Raw genomic sequence first — 16830 nt, 5'->3', positions numbered from 1 at the left:
GCAGTTGGTGTGCCCAATTCCAACACCGCGATTTCCCGCTTGCGCGCTTCTCCGACGCCAGGCAATGCCGCGCATCATTCAAACGTCGCGCGTGGCGTCCGAGAAACCTGCAGCAGACTTGCCGTTAGCTGCGAGCTATCATGGGTTTATATGATTGCGGAGAGGGCAGGTAGGATACGGCGGTTGCCTGCTCCCGCAACCAACACTAATTCACCTGAAATATCAAAGGCTTCGGGTAAACCGTCCGAGGCCTTCTTCGTGTTCGGGCCTTCCGCACCCGCCGCGAAGCGCAGCAGTCCGGCCAGATCGCCCTCAAGGGTCAGATCCAGGCCTGCGCCCTCCGCCACAGGTGTCAGCACGATCCGCGCCACCAGTGCTCGCAGCGACTCCTTAGCGTCTTCCATGCCTTCGGCGGAGCCAAGGGTCCGGATCAGCCGCGACACCCGTTCGCGGTAGGCCTCCGCCATCGAGGGGTGAAACACCACCGTCTCCGGGGCAGGGGTGTGTTCCAGCTCCCGTTCCAGCTGCTGGCGCCGCGCGTCGAGCTCGATCATCCAGTCCTTCACCTGATCTGCGGGTGTCTGACGTCAGCGCCAATGGGACAGTTTAGGCTGATTTGATAAGAGAGGGTTTCTGGCACATCGTAACCACCGAGGAGTGGAGATGAGACAGAAACCAGGAACCAAGCGGAGCCACGGCGAGAAGGTCGTCAAGGACATCCGCCGTGCCACCCGAAAGCAGTATTCAGCTGAGGAGAAGATCAGGGTCGTCTTGGACGGCCTGAAGGGCGAGGACAGCATTGCAGAGCTGTGTCGCCGCGAGGGCATTGCGCAAAGCTTGTATTACAGCTGGTCCAAGGAACTCCTCGAAGCCGGGAAGAAACGCTTGGCGGGCGATACGGCGCGTGCGGCGACGTCGAGCGAGGTCAAAGACCTTCGCCGGGAAGCCCGAGATCTAAAGGAGGTTGTCGCTGAGCAGGCCCTGGAGTTGCGGCTGCTCAAAAAAGCATGATTGCGGATGGGGACGACGGCGAATGAAGTATCCCGCATCTGAGAAGCTGGAGATCATCCGGCTGGTGGAAGGGTCGCACCTGCCGACCAGGCGCACGCTGGACAAGCTCAGCATCCCTAGAACGACCTTCTGCCGCTGGTATGATCGGTATTTGTCGGGCGGCCCTGAGGCGCTGGAGGATCGCAGTCCCAGGCCGTCGCGGGTCTGGAACCGCATCCCTGAGCCGGTGCGCGAGAAGATCAAGGACCTGGCCCTGCAGGAAAGCGATCTGTCGTCGCGCGAGTTGGCCGTGTAATTCACTGACACGGAAAACTATTTTGTGTCAGAGGCTTCGGTCTATCCACTGCCCAGCAGGGCATTGCGCAGCAATGTCCCGAGAGGGGCATCCTCAAGGCCTGCGACCTGATCCCCAGCCCGGCTTATGTGGTTCTGTTCGCCGCTGACGAGTTCCGTGACAAGGCGACCCGACCGAACCAGCTTTGGCAGACCGACTTCACCTACCAGAAGGTCATCGGCTGGGGCTGGTTCTACTTGTCCACGATCCTCGACGATTACAGCCGCTACATCATCGCCTGGAAACTTTGCACGACGATGACGTCAGGCGATGTGACCGACACGCTCGACCTGGCGCTGCAGGCTTCGGGTTGTGATCAGGCGACGGTTCTGCAAAAGCCCCGCCTGCTCAGTGACAACGGGTCGAGTTACATCTCGGGCGAGTTAGCCGATTGGCTGGAAGATCGGCAGATGGATCATGTCCGCGGTGCCCCATATCACCCGCAAACTCAGGGCAAGATCGAGCGCTGGCACCAGACCCTGAAGAACCGCATCCTGCTGGAGAACTACTTCCTGCCCGGCGATCTCAGGCAAAAGATCGACGCCTTCGTCGAGCATTAAAACCACCGACGATCCCACGAGAGCCTGCAGAACCTCACCCCGGCCGATGTCTACTTCGGGCGCGGCCAGACCATCCTGAAACAACGAGAAAGGATCAAACGAAAGACTGTCGAAACCCGGCGCTTGCTTCACCGAAGATACGCCGCATAATCAAACCAACCAGATGAGCCAGACCCTCTCTTAGCTCAGGCGGCCATCTGTCCCAAATTCTCTGACGACGGACACCCCCAATGGGCCTGTCAGGCTGGCAGCGGCTGGAAAGGAGGAATTTTCCACGAAACACATATTTTGAGAATGCACATTGCAGGTTCCTGCGCTGGACAGGAATGCAGGTTTTTATAGGCTCCTCCGGGGCGGAGTTCTGTTTTTGATTTGACCAAACGGTTGAAACATCGCTCTGGATCCTCACTTTATGGCGGACCACTCAGACAGGATCAGACCTATGCTAAAATCCCTTACTTACGGCGCGCTTGCCGCCGCCGTGCTGGGCACCGCCGCCATTGCCGAGACCGAAGAGCTGCGGGTTGGCATGTCGGGAGGGTATTTCCCCTTTACCTTCGTAAAGCAGGACAAGCTGCAGGGGTTCGAAGTGGATGTGATGGACGCAGTCGGCGAAGCGGCCGGCCTGGAAATCACCTATGAAACCATGTCGTTTTCCGGGCTGGTCGGGGCGCTGGAATCCGGACGGATCGACACCATTGCGAACCAAATCACGATTACGCCGGAGCGGGAGGCAAAATTCGCTTTCACCCAACCGTATGTGATCGACGGTGCGCAAGTTGTCGTGCGCAAGGGTAATGAAGAGGTCGGGTCGGTCGAAGATCTTCGCGGCCGGTCGGTTGCGGTCAACCTCGGCTCGAACTTCGAGCAGTTGCTGCACGAGCTGCCTTATGCGGAAGACATCGACATCCGCACCTATGAAAGCAATATCGCCCAGGATACCGCGCTTGGCCGGGTCGATGCTTTTGTGATGGATCGCGTGTCATCGGTCCAGCTCATCAAGGAAAGCCCGCTGCCGCTGGAATTGGCCGGGGCGCCGTTCTCCGAGATCCGAAATGCACTCCCCTTTGCCAATACCGAGGAAGGGCGGGACCTGCGTGACCGTGTCGATGCGGCACTGGACACGCTGCGGGCTAATGGCACACTGACCGAAATCTCCATGAAATGGTTCGGTTCTGATATTACAGTTTCGCAGTAGGTCGGACGATGCGGGCGCTCGACTTCGATTACATGCTAGGGCTGGTGCCCGTTATCCTTTCCTACGTTCCGACCACTCTGGCAATGGCCGGCGCATCCATGGTGCTTGCGCTGGTCCTCGCCTCGCTGCTGGCGGTCGAACGCGTCATCAAGGTGCCGGTGCTGGACAGCCTGGTTGTGCTGTTCATCAGCTTCTTCCGCGGCACCCCGCTGCTGGTGCAGCTGTTTCTGTTCTATTTCGGCCTGCCGCAGCTGCTGCCTGCGCTTGCCAATATCAACGGCGTCACGGCCGCGATCATGGGGCTCACGCTGCATTTCGCCGCCTACATGGCCGAGAGCATCCGTGCGGCCATTGCGGGAGTGGACCGCAGTCAATGGGAGGCGGCGCAATCCATCGGCATGACACAAGCCCAGATGATGCGCCGTATCATTCTTCCTCAGGCCACGCGGATTGCGGCACCGACGCTGGTGAATTACTTCATTGATATGATCAAGGGCACCTCGCTGGCCTTCACGCTTGGCGTTACCGAAATGATGGGCGCAGCCCAAAAGGAGGCGGCTGGCAGCTTTCTCTATTTCGAGGCGTTCTTGGTGGTGGCCGCCATCTACTGGATCATGGTTGAGGCACTGAGCCAGGTGCAGGGCCGGCTGGAAACCCGTCTGAACAAGGCATTTGCGCGATGATTTCAATCCGGGGACTGACCAAGTCGTTTCGCGGCGCACCGGTGCTGCGCAGTATCGATCTTGATATCCAGGACGGCGAAAAGGTTGTTGTGATCGGTCCGTCCGGCACCGGGAAATCGACGCTTTTGCGTAGCCTCAACTTCCTCGATGTGCCAGATGCGGGGCAGATTACGGTTGGCGACCTGACAGTTGATGCTGCGCGGGCGTCCAAGTCCGATATCCTGGCCTTGCGCCGCCGCACCGGGTTTGTTTTTCAGAACTATGCGCTCTTTGCCAACAAGACCGCGAAAGAGAACATCATGGAGGCGCTCGTCACCGTGCAGAAGCGCCCTCGTGCCGAGGCCGAAGAGCGCGCGCTGTCGGTGTTGCGTGAAACCGGGCTGGCTGAGAAGGCGGACAGCTACCCGGCGGCTTTGTCCGGCGGCCAGCAGCAGCGCGTGGGTATTGGCCGTGCGATGGCCTTGGGTGCGGAAGTTCTGCTGTTCGATGAGCCCACCTCGGCGCTGGATCCGGAATGGGTGGGCGAGGTGCTGGACCTGATGCGGCGGGTGGCCGAGAAAAGCCAAACTATGATCATCGTCACCCATGAAATGCAGTTCGCGCGCGAAATCGCGGACCGCATCGTTTTTATGCACGGCGGCAAGATCGTCGAAGCCGGTCCGCCGAAGCAGATCTTTGATGCGCCCCGGGACGACCGGCTGAGGCGGTTCCTGAAGCGGGTGGGGCGCGAGCAAGAGGCCGGATAAGTGCCTAAGGTCATTGGGCGCGACGGTCTTCAATGCTCTCGGGCTGCGTGTGCCGTTGGCCCTGTATAACATTGCCTATGCAGGGAAAGCGCGCCGAATGCCATCGCGCGATAATGGCTTGCGCTGCCGGGCCACTGCGGCCCAAAGTGGCGAGGCTATGCTGGGTGAGGGAGTGCATGAATGGGGCGGGACCGGCGCCGGGTTGCCATTGTTGGATTCGGGCCGCGCGGCCTGGCAGCGCTGGAGGCTCTGGTGCGCCATGCTTCAGGGGCCGGCGAAGCCCTGGCGGTGGAGGTTTTCGACCCGTCCAGATGGCCAGCGTCCGGGCCAAGCTTCAACCCATGCGAAAGTGAGACCTGCCTGCTGAACCTGCCATTGCGCAGTATTGATCTGCCGCCGCCGCCTTTGGCGCGCGAAGGGGAAGGCAGTTTTGCCGAATGGATGGGCCAGGCCGCCGGCGATGGCGAGGCGTATCTGCCGCGCGCCAGGCTGGGCGCCTATCTGCACGCCCGCTACGAGGCGCTTCTTGCGCAGTTGCCAGGCCACATAAAGGTGACCCAGCGCGCAGTGCGGGTGACTGAGGCCCGGCGCGGCGGGCAGGGCTGGCAACTGCATGCGCAAGGCGTGACGTATGGCCCTTACGGCCATGTGCTGCTGTCCCTTGGCCAGCCTGAAACCGCCAGGGATGACCAGCTCTCCCGCTGGCAGGATCATGCGGACCGCTATTCATTGCCTTTGAAACCCGCCTACCCTGGAACCGGGCTGATAGATGCGGCCGGGGCTTGGGCGGGCCGGGTTGTCGGCATACGCGGCATGGCGCTGTCGGCACTTGATGTGGTCCGGATGCTGACCTTGGGTCTTGGCGGCAGGTTTGCAGGCAGCAGCTATGTCGCCTCGGGGCGGGAACCGGCCCGGATCGTGCCCTTCTCGCTGGATGGGCACGCTCCTGCCCCCAAACCCGTGAATGCAAGGCTGGATGCGCGGTTTGATCCCTTGCAGGAAGAAAGCGCGGCTTTCGAGGAGGCCTTGCGTGCCGGCTTGTTTGAAGTGCCGGAGGCCGAGCTGGAGCCGGTGCATGGCGTGCTCGAAAATGCGGCGCTGCGCATCATCCGTGCCGGCGGAGGCGCGGTTCAGGCTGCCGAGGTGCGCGATTGGCTGAAGCTGGAAAGCGAACGCCCGGGCAGCCAGGAACAGCGGGGAACACTTGAGGCCCTGCGCGCGAGTATCTCCCAGGCCGAGGGACGGGAGCCGCCCGCCATCGGTTATACGATCGGCCAGCTTTGGCGGAAGTGGCAGCCGCAGTTGCGCCGCGTCTTCGACAGCGCCCTAGTTCCTGCCAGCATCGCGCAGGACTTTGTGAGTTTCGACGACGGGCTCAAGCGTTATTCCTATGGTGCGCCAGTGGAAACCGCCCGTCAGCTGCTAATCCTGATCGAAACCGGGCTGGTGGACCCGCGTGCTGCGGATGATCCCGATATCACGCTTACGCAGCACGGCTGGCAGCTGCACTCTGATGAACAGACGGTCACCGCCAGCGTCATGATTGACGCTGTGCTGCCCCAGCCCGCGCTGGCTCACGTGACGGAACCGCTGGTGGCCGGGCTGCGGCAGGATTTGGCCCTGGAACCTTTGGGCGACGGTTTGGGCGCGCGGTGCGCGCCCGACGCTGCGCTGATCACAGCGGAAGGGGCGCGGGTGGCGGGCCTTGCGTTGACCGGCCGGCTGGCGAACGGCAGCGCCATCGCCACGGACTCGATTCATGATTGCTTCGGCAGCATCTCCGACTGTTGGGCGCAAACCGTGCTTTGGGCGCTTCCGGACCAAGGGGCATCCTCGCCCTGATCTCCGGCCCGGATCTTGATGGCGCCGCCGCGGTGGTTCGCGGGGCGGCTGGCGAACGCTACGCTGCTGTGAGGTTAACCGACTGCGCTGCCGGGTATTGAAGTCCGGAGGAATTGGTTGGATAAGTTGCGGGCAATTTGAGATGGATTTTCAGTAAGGGGGGCGGCACCTCAGTGTTCCGCGGCCATTGCGTGCGTTTTTGTGCCGAGGTGCGCGCGCAAGTGCCTCCCGTATTCTGATCTGCAGTTTTCATGCCCGTTTGGGCCGCATTTTATCTGGAGCTTTTCCTTGAATAACAACGTCGACCCATCCCCGTTTTCATACCTGACTGCGGAACCGGCTGCTGACGCGCTGCATCGGCTGGAGATGGCGGTGCAGCGGGCCGGCGAGGGCCTGACCCGATGGCAGGCCGGGTGCCTGGAGCAGGTCAGCGGCGTGCCGCTGGCTGGAGCCGAGATCACATTGCTGCTTTTGATCGGCAGCGGCAGGCGGTCCAAATCTATTAAGGAACTGGCCCGCTCGACAAACCGTGTGGATATCCCCAACATCCAGTATTCCTTGCGCAAGCTGGCGTCGGCAGGGCTGACCCGCAAACAAGGGGCTGGCCGTTCAGGAGTCACCTACAGCCTGACAGATGAGGGCTGCCAGCTGGCCGAAAAGCTGGACTCGCTTCGCGCGCGCCTCTTGACACAGGTGCTTGACGGGCGCTCTGAACTGGCCGGGCGGTTGCGGGGGGCAGCCGATGTGCTGGAAGAACTGGTGGAGCTGTACGGGGCAGCAGCGCACCAGGTAGAAGGGCCGGGCAAAGACTGACAGTGCGGCGCGCCCCATTGCAGGGTCTTGCGGCGGCGGCGTAAGGTGCTGCCATGATCGAACTCAAAGACCTTCAGTTGCTGACCGCTCTGGCACGGCATCAGCATTTTGCCAAGGCCGCCGCCGACTGCGGTATGTCGCAGCCGGCATTCTCCATGCGGATCCGCAATCTGGAGGAGCGGCTTGGCCTGTCCATCGTGCGCCGCGCCAACCGCTTTCAGGGGCTGACCGAGGAGGGCATGATGATCGTGCGCCGGGGGCGCTCGATCCTCGATGATGCTAAGGCGTTGGAGCAGGAGATCGCAGCCTCCCGCGGCGAAGTGACCGGCACTCTGGTGCTGGGGGTGGTGCCGACGGCCACCGCTTGGGCGGCGCAGCTGGTGGATCAGGTGCATCATGCCTATCCGCGGATTCTGGCGCGGATAGAGGTCACCAACTCATTGGCTATCCAGCAACGCCTCTATGATGGTACAATTGATGCAGGTATTACCTACGCCGAGAGCATGGGCCGGGACCTGGTGACAGTGCAGCCGCTTTACGAAGAAAGCTATGTGCTGCTGGCGCCGGAAGACATGGTGGCGGAGCACGGCGATACGATCAGCTGGGCTGAGGCGGCGGAGCTGCCGCTGAGCCTGCTCGATCAGCAGATGCAGAACCGCCGCATTCTGGACCGGATCTTTGCCGATCTGAAGCTGAGGCCGGAGATCGTGTCCGAGTCCAACGGTTTCATGGCGTCAATGGTGCTGGCGCGCGAAGGCTCTGCGGCGACGATTCTGCCGCGGGCTCTGATGCAGGCCTTGGGAGAGCTGGGAGGAACCCGGGTCCTGGCGCTGGTTGAGCCGGAACAGGCGCGCCCGATCTGCATCGCGACTCTCGACCGGACGCCGGAACTCACAACTGTGCGCGCTTTGAAAGAGGTGGTTGCGACGTTTGCAGACAATAGGATGCCGCAAATGGCGTCATAAGGTTTTCTGATCGTGCGATCCAATTATCAGATTTGACGATATTCATTCTTGATGGCATTGGCGGAATGAAAGACGTGCTGACTGGAGGATCCCATGGCACCATTGGATGATAGCAAGGGCGTATGGAAGTCCGGCCGCGGCAAGGGGCGCAAAACCCCGAAAGGACGCCAGGTCGATGATGCTGCGCTGAGCGAGGTTCAGGAACTGCTGGGGGACCGCCCGCGCAACCGTGACCTGCTGATCGAGTTCCTGCATCTGATTCAGGACAAATACGGCCATCTGAGCACCGCGCACATCCGGGCGCTGGCCGAAGAGATGCGCACCGGCCAGGCTGAGATCTACGAGGTCGCCAGCTTCTATGCTCATTTTGATGTGGTGAAGGAGGGCGAGACTCCGCCTCCGGCGCTTACCATCCGGGTCTGCGACTCGCTTTCCTGTGAACTGGCAGGTGCCCAGCAACTTCAGAAAGCACTGGAAGACGGTCTGGACGCAAGCCAGGTCCGGGTGCTGCGCGCGCCTTGCATGGGCCGCTGCGACACCGCGCCGGTTCTGGAAATCGGCCACAACCATATCGACCACGCCACCGTCGAGAAAGTGGAAGCGGCGATTGCGGCGGACGACACTCACGCCCACATTCCTGAGTATGAAACCTTCGCCGCCTATGAGGCCGAAGGTGGCTATGCCACGCTGAAAGACCTGCGTGCGGTTGGCGACTGGGAAGCAGTTCAGGCGAAAGTCAAAGAAGCCGGCCTGCGCGGCCTGGGCGGCGCTGGCTTCCCGTCCGGTACCAAATGGGGCTTTGTCCGCGCCAACGACGGCCCGCGCTACCTCGCGGTGAACGGCGACGAGGGCGAACCCGGCACCTTTAAGGACCGTTATTACCTGGAGCGTACCCCGCACGTCTTCCTCGAAGGTATGCTGATCGCGTCTTGGGCGGTCGAGGCCGAGAAAGCCTTTATCTACATGCGCGATGAATATCCGGCGGTGCTGGAAATCCTGCGCCGCGAGATCAAGGCGCTGGAAGACGCCGGCATCGTGGAGGAAGGTTACATCGACCTGCGCCGCGGGGCAGGGGCCTATATCTGCGGTGAAGAAAGCGCGATGATCGAGTCGATCGAAGGCAAGCGCGGCGAGCCGCGCCACCGTCCGCCGTTTGTGGCGCAGGTGGGTGTCTTCGGGCGCCCGACCCTCGTCCACAACGTCGAGACCCTTTACTGGGTCGCCAAGATCTGCCGCGAAGGCCCGGAATGCCTGAACTCGGTTGAGAAGAACGGCCGCAAGGGCCTGCGCAGCTACTCGGTGTCGGGCCGGGTGAAGAACCCGGGCGTGCATCTGCTGCCCGCCGGTTCCACCATCACCGACATCATCGAAGCCTGCGGCGGGATGCTGGACGGTCATGCCTTCAAGGCCTATCAGCCGGGCGGCCCGTCCTCTGGCCTGCTGCCTGCGTCGATGAATGACGTTCCGCTCGACTTTGACACGCTGCAGCCGCATGGCACCTTCATCGGCTCCGCTGCCGTGGTGGTGCTGTCTGATCAGGACTCGGCCCGCGACGCGGCGCTGAACATGCTGCGCTTCTTCGAGGACGAAAGCTGCGGCCAGTGCACCCCCTGCCGGGTAGGCTGCGAAAAAGCCGTGAAGCTGATGAGCGAGAAGAAGTGGGATCAGGGCCTCTTGGAAGAGCTGAGCACCGCAATGGTCGATGCGTCGATCTGCGGTCTGGGCCAGGCTGCGCCGAACCCGATCCGCCTGACCATGAAACATTTTCCGGATGAGGTCTGAGCCATGAGCGATAAAGTCACATTCACACTCGATGGCGAACAGGTCACGGCGGACAAGGGCCTGACCATCTGGGAAGTCGCCAACGGCCGCGGGCTGAAGATCCCGCACCTGTGCCACAAGCCGCAGCCGGGCTACCGCCCGGACGGAAACTGCCGCGCCTGCATGGTGGAGATCGAGGGCGAGCGCACTCTGGCAGCCTCCTGCATCCGCGAACCCGCCGAGGGCATGGTTGTCACCACCAACAACGCACGCGCTGAAAACGCCCGCAAGATGGTGATGGAGCTGCTGGTTGCCGACCAGCCCAAGAAGGAAGAGGCGCACGACAAGTCCTCCCACATGTGGGACATGGCAGAGCTGAACGGAGTTACCGAGAGCCGCTTCCCCAAGCTGGAAGAGGGCCGCATCCCGCTGCTGGATGACAGCCACGTTGCCATGAAGGTGAACCTGGACGCCTGTATCTCCTGCGGCCTGTGCGTGCGTGCCTGCCGCGAAGTTCAGGTGAACGACGTGATCGGTATGGCCGGCCGCGGCCACAACGCCTTTCCGACCTTCGACATTGCTGACCCGATGGGCCAATCCACCTGTGTCGCCTGCGGCGAATGCGTGCAGGCCTGCCCGACCGGCGCGCTGATGCCCGCCACTGTGATGGACGAAAACCAGGTTGGCGACAGCAAGGACTACGATTCCGAGACCGAAAGCGTCTGCCCGTTCTGCGGCGTCGGCTGCAAGGTCAGCCTCAAGGTAAAGGACGGCAAGGTCAAATACGTCGACGGCATCAACGGCCCGGCGAACGAAGGCCGCCTGTGCGTTAAGGGCCGCTTCGGCTTTGACTATATTCACCACCCCCACCGCCTGACCAAGCCGCTGATCCGCCGCGACGACGCTCCGGCCAAGGGCCTGAACGTCGATCCGGGCAACCTGTCGACCCATTTCCGCGAAGCAACCTGGGAAGAGGCAATGGATCTGGCCGCCAAGGGCCTGATGAAGTTGCGGGACGAGAACCCGAAGTCGGTTGCGGGCTTCGGTTCGGCGAAATGCACCAATGAAGAGGCTTACCTCTTCCAGAAGTTCATCCGCCAGGGTTTCAAGCACAACAACGTCGACCACTGCACCCGTTTGTGCCACGCGTCATCCGTTGCGGCGCTGATCGAAAACGTCGGTTCCGGTGCTGTGACCGCGACCTTCAACGAAATCGAAAACGCGGATGTGGCGATCGTGATCGGCTCCAACCCGATCGAGAACCACCCGGTCGCGGCGACCTATTTCAAGCAGTTCACCAAGCGCGGCGGCAAGCTCATCGTGATGGATCCGCGCGGAGTTGGCCTGCGCCGTTTTGCCACCGAAATGGTGCAGTTCCGCCCCGGCGCGGACGTGTCGATGCTGAACGCGATCATGAGCGTGATTGTCGAGGAAGGCCTGTACGATCAGGAGTATATCGACAAGTACACCGAGAACTGGGAAGCGGAAAAACAGCATCTGGCGCAGTTCACGCCTGAAAAGATGTCGGAAATCTGCGGCGTCTCCCCTGAGCAGCTGCGCAGTGTTGCGCGCATCTTTGCGGGCGGCAAGGCAGGCCTGATTTTCTGGGGCATGGGCGTCTCCCAGCACATTCACGGCACAGACAACTCGCGCTGCCTGATCTCGCTGGCGCTGATGACCGGCAACGTGGGCAAGCCGGGCGCAGGCCTCCACCCGCTGCGCGGCCAGAACAATGTGCAGGGTGCTTCCGACGCAGGCCTCATCCCGATGTTCCTGCCGGATTACCAGACCGTGACCTCGGATGATGTCCGCAAGAGCTTTACCGATGTCTGGGGCGGCGGCGACTTCTCGAATGAGAAGGGCCTGACCGTGACTGAGATCGTGGACGAGGCCTATGCCGGCAACATCAAGGGCATGTACATCCAGGGTGAAAACCCTGCGATGTCCGACCCGGATGCGGACCACGCGCGCGACGCCTTTGCCAAGCTGGAGCTGATGATCGTTCAGGACATCTTCCTGACCGAGACGGCGAACTATGCCGACATCATCCTGCCGGCCTCGGCGCTGTATGAGAAGAACGGCACCGTGTCGAACACCAACCGTCAGGTGCAGCGGGTGCGTCCTGCTGTTGCGCCTCCGGGCGAAGCGCGCGAGGACTGGCAGGTCACTGTCGAGCTGGCGCAGCGCATCGGCCTGCCCTGGGACTACAAGGATGTGAGCGAAGTCTTCGCCGAGATGAAGCTGAACATGAAGTCCTTGAACAACATCACTTGGGAGCGTCTGGAAACCGAGACCATCACCTACCCGTCGCTGCATGAGACCGACCCCGGTCAGGCGATTGTTTTCGGTGACGGCTTCCCGCGCCCTGAGGGCCGGGCCCGCTTTACCCCGGCTTCGGTCATCCCGCCGGATGAGGCGCCGGATGAAGAGTTCCCGATGATAATGACCACCGGCCGCCAGCTGGAGCATTGGCACACCGGGTCGATGACCCGGCGGTCCAAGGTTCTGGATGCGGTGGAGCCGGAGGCGAACTGCTCGCTCAACCCGCGCACGCTCAAGCTGATGGGCATCGAGCCTGGCGAGATGATCCGCCTGTCTACCCGCCGCGGTTCGATCGAGATCATGGCGCGGGCCGACCGGGCGATTGCCGAGGATATGGTGTTCGTGCCTTTCGCCTATGTGGAGGCGGCGGCCAACATCCTGACCAACCCGGCGCTGGACCCCTATGGTAAGATCCCAGAGTTCAAATTCTCGGCGGTGAAGGTCGAAAAGATCGAAGGGCAGATCGCAGCCGAGTAAACCGGCATCCTGAGTGAGTAAACAGGGCGGGCGCGGAATCAGGGATTCCGCGCCCGTTTCGTTTGGGGCGCCAGGCTGGTGCCCGGCGCGGCAGTGCCACGCAGACCCGGGATGCTTGGCCGCAAATTCCGCCGATGTGTTTCGCTTCGGGCTGTGCCCGAAGCGACCTGCGCTGCGCCTCAAAAGGCGCGGCGCCCGGCCCAACTGGCAGGCTGGCATCTGCGATGGCTGGCAGGCAGGCGGGAGAGCTCGCGTCAGAGGGAGGGCAGCTCAGTATGCCGGTGACTTTGCAGGGTTAAGCCCGGTTCAGCGGTGCCGGGACAGGAACCGGTCCAGATCCCGCTGCGCCGGGCGGGTGCCTGTGAAGACCTCAATCCAGCCGGGCATCAGCGAAATCCGGTATTCGGTGCTTTCGTGCACCTGCATCGAGATATAGCCGATCTGGGTGTAGATCATGGCCCGCGCGCGGATCAGCGCATCCGCTTCAGCATAGCCGAAACGGATGAACATATCCGTCATGGCCTGTTCGCGGCGGGCATCGGCCAGGTCCAGCCGTTCCTGCAGGCGGCAGTCATTGCGCGCCCAGTTGCGAATGGCCAGATCCAGCCGTGCGTCAAACAGGCCCGGGTCGATCCAGCAGTCGAAAAGGTTGAACATTGCCTCCGCAATGCTCTCGGCATAGGCCTCGGTCCGGGCCACCAGATTGCCGGTATTCCGCTCCTCCCAGCGCCGCACCATTGCTTCCAGTAGCTCTTCGCGGTCCTTGAAGTGCCAGTAGAAACTGGTGCGCGCCACACCAAGCCGTTTGGCCAGCGGCATTACCTTCACGGCTTCCACCCCGCTCTCGGTCAGCACCTCATAGGCAGCAGCCAGCCAGTCCTCTTCGCTCAGCCGCGGGCGGGAAATGTCCTGTGTGTCCATGCGCCAGCCATAGCAGCGGGGCAGGGCGGTCGCAACTCTTCTTGACAGGTATGCATGTTTGCTCGACATATATGTCGAGAGTGGCCAGTCGCACGTCACTTCCCCTTGCCAAAACACCGTTCCAGGAGACGCGCCCATGTCCAAGGATCCGCTGCTGCAACCATACCAGTTGAAGCATCTGACACTGCGCAACCGGATCATGACCACCAGCCACGAACCGGCCTATCCGGAAGACGGCATGCCGAAGGAGCGTTATGCGGCCTATCACGCAGAACGGGCCAAGGCGGGCGTGGCGCTGACGATGACCGCCGGCTCGGCCGCGGTCAGCCGCGACAGCTCGCCGGTGTTTAACAATATCCTTGCCTATAAGGACGAAGTGGTTCCGTGGATCCGCAACTTGACCGATCAGGTCCACGAACACGGCGCGGCGGTGATGATCCAGCTCACCCACCTGGGCCGCCGCACCGGCTGGAACAAGGGTGACTGGCTGCCCTCCGTCAGTTCCTCGCGCCACCGGGAGCCTGCGCACCGGTCCTTCCCGAAGCTGGCGGAGGACTGGGACATTACCCGCATCATCTCAGATTTCGCCGATGCCGCTGAGCGGATGAAGGCAGGCGGCATGGATGGCATCGAGCTGCAGGTCTATGGCCACCTCCTGGATCAGTTCTGGTCGCCGCTGACCAATGATCTTGACGGGCCTTATGGCGGCCAATCTTTGGACAGCCGGATGCGCATGCCGCTCGACGTGCTGCGCGCAGTCAGGGACAGGGTTGGGGAGGATTTCATCGTCGGCCTCCGGTACACCGCGGATGAGGCGCAGGCAGGCGGGATACCTCCTGAAGAGGGGATTGAAATTTCCAGGCGACTGGCGGACAGCGGCATGGTGGATTTCCTCAACGTGATCCGCGGCCGCATCCACACCGATCCGGCGATGACCGACGTGATCCCGGTGCAGGGCATGAAATCGGCACCGCATCTGGATTTTGCCGGAGAGGTGAAAAAGGCCACCGGCATGACGACCTTCCACGCTGCCCGGATCCCGGATGTGGCCACCGCCCGCCATGCGGTTGCCAGCGGCCTGCTGGACATGGTCGGCATGACCCGCGCCCATATGGCAGACCCGCATGTAGTGAAGAAAATCATCGAGGGGCGCGAAGACGGCATCCGCCCCTGTGTCGGCGCCACCTATTGTCTGGACCGGATCTACCAGGCGGGTGAAGCACTCTGCATCCACAATGCGGCCACCGGGCGCGAACTGACGATGCCCCATGAAATCTTACCGGCAGAAAACCCTAGGAAAGTGGTGATTGTCGGCGCCGGCCCCGGCGGGCTGGAGGCGGCGCGGGTCGCAGCGGAACGCGGCCATGACGTGACTGTATTCGAAGCTGCCGCGGAACCGGGCGGCCAGGTGCGCTTGACGGCGCAGAACCCGCGCCGGGCCGAGATGATCGGGATCATAGACTGGCGCATGGGGCAATGCGCGGCCCGGGATGTGGCGTTCCGCTTCAATACCTGGGCCGAAGCGGAGGATGTGATGGCCCTGGACCCCGATGTGGTGATTGTTGCGACCGGCGGGATACCGAACATGATGCTGTTTGAAACCGGGGCGGACCTGCCGCATGCGGTGTCCAGCTGGGACATCATCTCAGGTGATGTAAAACCCGCAGGGCAAGTACTGATTTATGACGAAAGCGGCGACCACCCCGGATTGATGGCGGCCGAAACCGCGGCGGCAGCCGGTGCCCGTGTCGAAGTGATGACACCGGACCGGACGTTTGCGCCGGATATCATGGGCATGAATCTGGTGCCCTATATGCGGGTGCTGCAGGACAAGGATGTGAGCTTTACTGTTGCCCGCCGCCTGGTGGGGATCACCCGCAGCGGCAACCGGCTGACAGCTGCCATCGGCACAGATTACAGCGGCCATGTCTACCGCGCGGAGTACGATCAGGTCGTGGTCAACTATGGAACTCTGCCGCTGGATGATTTGTACTTTGCGCTCAAGGAGCACGCGGCAAACCGTGGCGAGGTGGATCACGGCGCGCTGATCGCCGGCCGCCCGCAGGCGGTCGCGGCGAACCCGGATGGCCGGTTCCAGCTGTTCCGGATTGGCGATGCTGTTTCGGCGCGCAATACACATGCGGCGATCTACGATGCGCTGCGGCTGATGAAGGATATTTGATATGCGATTGGGGTTCCTGGGATGCGGCACCATCACCTCTGCAGTGGTTCGGGGGCTTGCAGGCAGGGGGCACCGGATCACGGTGTCCGAACGCAGCCGGGCGCAATCAGCTGCTTTGGCAGCTGAATTCGGCGACGTCACTGTTGCCGGCAACCAAGCGGTCGCCGATGCCAGCGACGTGGTTTTTCTGGGCCTGATGGCGGAAGCGGCGGAGGGCATCCTTTCCGGTCTGGTGCTCCGGGAAGATCAGCAGGTGATCTCCTTCATGGCCGGGGCCGGATTGGACCGGATAGCGGATCTGACGGCACCGGCGCGCGCGGCGGCTGTGATGATGCCCTTCCCGGGAATTGCACAGGGCGGCTCTCCAATCATGGCGATGGGAGACACGCGGCTGGTCGAGCAAATCTTCGGGCCTGGAAACAGGGTATTTGCCTTGAAGGATGAGGCCGAACTGAACGCTTACCTCTGTGCTCAGGCTGTTTTGTCCCCGGTTGCGCGTATGGTGAATGATGCGGCGGACTGGCTGGGGGAGCGGGTCCAAGACAGGACACAGGTTGAGGCCTTCCTGCGGATACTGGTCGCCAGCAGCCTGGAAAAGTCGGGCTGTGCGGACCTGATTGAGGCCCTGAACACACCCGGCGGCTACAATCAGCGTCTGCGCCAGCACATGCAAGAGGCGGGCATGTGCCGCGATCTTGTTGCAGGCTTGGACATGCTGGAGCGCTGAAGCTTTGAAGGGCGTCCTTTTGGCCGTCCCTTTTCTTTGGTGCTTTGCCCTCTTTGGCCGTTGGCCGGGTTCCCCCGGGGGGTTTGGGGCAAGGGTAGGGGGGTGAGTCTGTTGGCTTTGGTGCGATTCCTGGGCTGGTTCTGTGGATAAGGGGTGCGAGTCTGTGGGTAAGTGGTTTTGGCTTCGGATTTGGGGTGTTCCGGGCGGATTGCGGGGTGGGGCTGGGGCGGAAAGCGGGTCAGGGGTGCTGACTTTGTTTTGGTGTAAGTCTTTGATTTTGTTGGATGT

At 62.1% G+C, this 16830-nt stretch carries 12 protein-coding genes and 1 pseudogene; 11 read left to right on the top strand and 2 right to left on the bottom strand.

Features of this window, described 5'->3' with window-relative positions:
* Positions 1-146: 146 nt before the first annotated feature.
* Positions 147-554: a hypothetical protein gene (locus ACTRWG_RS20955; RefSeq protein ID WP_027235658.1), complete on the bottom strand. Its 408-nt coding sequence runs from the start codon at positions 552-554 to the stop codon at positions 147-149.
* A 109-nt stretch (positions 555-663) separates the two neighbouring features.
* On the opposite strand from ACTRWG_RS20955, the pseudogene ACTRWG_RS20950 reads away from it, so the two are divergent.
* The 9 genes and pseudogenes from ACTRWG_RS20950 (at position 664) to fdhF (ending at position 12712) form a co-directional block, all read left to right on the top strand.
* A pseudogene (locus tag ACTRWG_RS20950) lies at positions 664-2055 on the top strand (IS3 family transposase).
* Between the two features lie 292 nt (positions 2056-2347).
* Entirely contained in the window at positions 2348-3103 is a 756-nt protein-coding gene (locus ACTRWG_RS20945; protein WP_027235657.1) for an amino acid ABC transporter substrate-binding protein, read from the top strand.
* A gap of 8 nt (positions 3104-3111) precedes the next feature.
* Positions 3112-3786 (top strand): amino acid ABC transporter permease, encoded by a 675-nt coding sequence (locus tag ACTRWG_RS20940; protein ID WP_027235656.1) that lies wholly within the window; start codon positions 3112-3114, stop codon positions 3784-3786.
* Positions 3783-4532: an amino acid ABC transporter ATP-binding protein gene (locus tag ACTRWG_RS20935; RefSeq protein ID WP_027235655.1), complete on the top strand. Its 750-nt coding sequence runs from the start codon at positions 3783-3785 to the stop codon at positions 4530-4532. The genes ACTRWG_RS20940 and ACTRWG_RS20935 overlap by 4 nt, the downstream gene beginning before the upstream one ends.
* A 180-nt stretch (positions 4533-4712) precedes the next feature.
* On the top strand, positions 4713-6374 hold the full coding sequence (locus ACTRWG_RS20930) for an FAD/NAD(P)-binding protein (RefSeq protein ID WP_027235654.1): 1662 nt from the start codon (positions 4713-4715) through the stop codon (positions 6372-6374).
* Between the two features lie 288 nt (positions 6375-6662).
* Positions 6663-7187, top strand: coding sequence for a winged helix DNA-binding protein (locus ACTRWG_RS20925; protein ID WP_245597358.1), 525 nt, complete (start codon positions 6663-6665; stop codon positions 7185-7187).
* A gap of 53 nt (positions 7188-7240) precedes the next feature.
* Positions 7241-8152: a LysR family transcriptional regulator gene (locus ACTRWG_RS20920; protein ID WP_027235652.1), complete on the top strand. Its 912-nt coding sequence runs from the start codon at positions 7241-7243 to the stop codon at positions 8150-8152.
* 93 nt (positions 8153-8245) lie between these two features.
* Positions 8246-9934, top strand: a complete 1689-nt coding sequence (locus ACTRWG_RS20915; protein ID WP_027235651.1) for an NAD(P)H-dependent oxidoreductase subunit E — start codon at positions 8246-8248, stop codon at positions 9932-9934.
* Positions 9935-9937: 3 nt separating this feature from the next.
* Positions 9938-12712: a formate dehydrogenase subunit alpha gene (fdhF, locus tag ACTRWG_RS20910; protein WP_027235650.1), complete on the top strand. Its 2775-nt coding sequence runs from the start codon at positions 9938-9940 to the stop codon at positions 12710-12712.
* Between the two features lie 306 nt (positions 12713-13018).
* On the opposite strand, the gene ACTRWG_RS20905 is transcribed toward fdhF, so the two are convergent.
* Positions 13019-13633 carry a TetR/AcrR family transcriptional regulator gene (locus ACTRWG_RS20905; RefSeq protein ID WP_027235649.1) on the bottom strand — a complete coding sequence of 205 codons (615 nt, stop codon included), beginning with the start codon at positions 13631-13633 and terminating at the stop codon, positions 13019-13021.
* Between the two features lie 136 nt (positions 13634-13769).
* On the opposite strand from ACTRWG_RS20905, the gene ACTRWG_RS20900 reads away from it, so the two are divergent.
* Together ACTRWG_RS20900 and ACTRWG_RS20895 are read left to right on the top strand one after the other, a co-directional pair.
* Entirely contained in the window at positions 13770-15815 is a 2046-nt protein-coding gene (locus tag ACTRWG_RS20900; protein WP_027235648.1) for an NADH:flavin oxidoreductase, read from the top strand.
* 1 nt (position 15816) lies between these two features.
* Positions 15817-16542, top strand: coding sequence for an NAD(P)-binding domain-containing protein (locus ACTRWG_RS20895; RefSeq protein ID WP_462829893.1), 726 nt, complete (start codon positions 15817-15819; stop codon positions 16540-16542).
* Positions 16543-16830 lie beyond the last annotated feature (288 nt).

The sequence above is a fragment of the Leisingera sp. G5_S3_59_S7 genome (assembly GCF_054968485.1).
Note: the sequence above shows the minus strand (reverse complement) of the source record. Positions and strands in the feature narration are given on the sequence as shown.

Coding starts and splice junctions, on each gene's coding strand:
- ACTRWG_RS20955 (WP_027235658.1), bottom strand. CDS start 554: ATGATCGAGCTCGACGCGCGGCGCCAGCAGCTGGAACGGGAGCTGGAA.
- ACTRWG_RS20945 (WP_027235657.1), top strand. CDS start 2,348: ATGCTAAAATCCCTTACTTACGGCGCGCTTGCCGCCGCCGTGCTGGGC.
- ACTRWG_RS20940 (WP_027235656.1), top strand. CDS start 3,112: ATGCGGGCGCTCGACTTCGATTACATGCTAGGGCTGGTGCCCGTTATC.
- ACTRWG_RS20935 (WP_027235655.1), top strand. CDS start 3,783: ATGATTTCAATCCGGGGACTGACCAAGTCGTTTCGCGGCGCACCGGTG.
- ACTRWG_RS20930 (WP_027235654.1), top strand. CDS start 4,713: ATGGGGCGGGACCGGCGCCGGGTTGCCATTGTTGGATTCGGGCCGCGC.
- ACTRWG_RS20920 (WP_027235652.1), top strand. CDS start 7,241: ATGATCGAACTCAAAGACCTTCAGTTGCTGACCGCTCTGGCACGGCAT.
- ACTRWG_RS20915 (WP_027235651.1), top strand. CDS start 8,246: ATGGCACCATTGGATGATAGCAAGGGCGTATGGAAGTCCGGCCGCGGC.
- fdhF (WP_027235650.1), top strand. CDS start 9,938: ATGAGCGATAAAGTCACATTCACACTCGATGGCGAACAGGTCACGGCG.
- ACTRWG_RS20905 (WP_027235649.1), bottom strand. CDS start 13,633: ATGGACACACAGGACATTTCCCGCCCGCGGCTGAGCGAAGAGGACTGG.
- ACTRWG_RS20900 (WP_027235648.1), top strand. CDS start 13,770: ATGTCCAAGGATCCGCTGCTGCAACCATACCAGTTGAAGCATCTGACA.
- ACTRWG_RS20895 (WP_462829893.1), top strand. CDS start 15,817: ATGCGATTGGGGTTCCTGGGATGCGGCACCATCACCTCTGCAGTGGTT.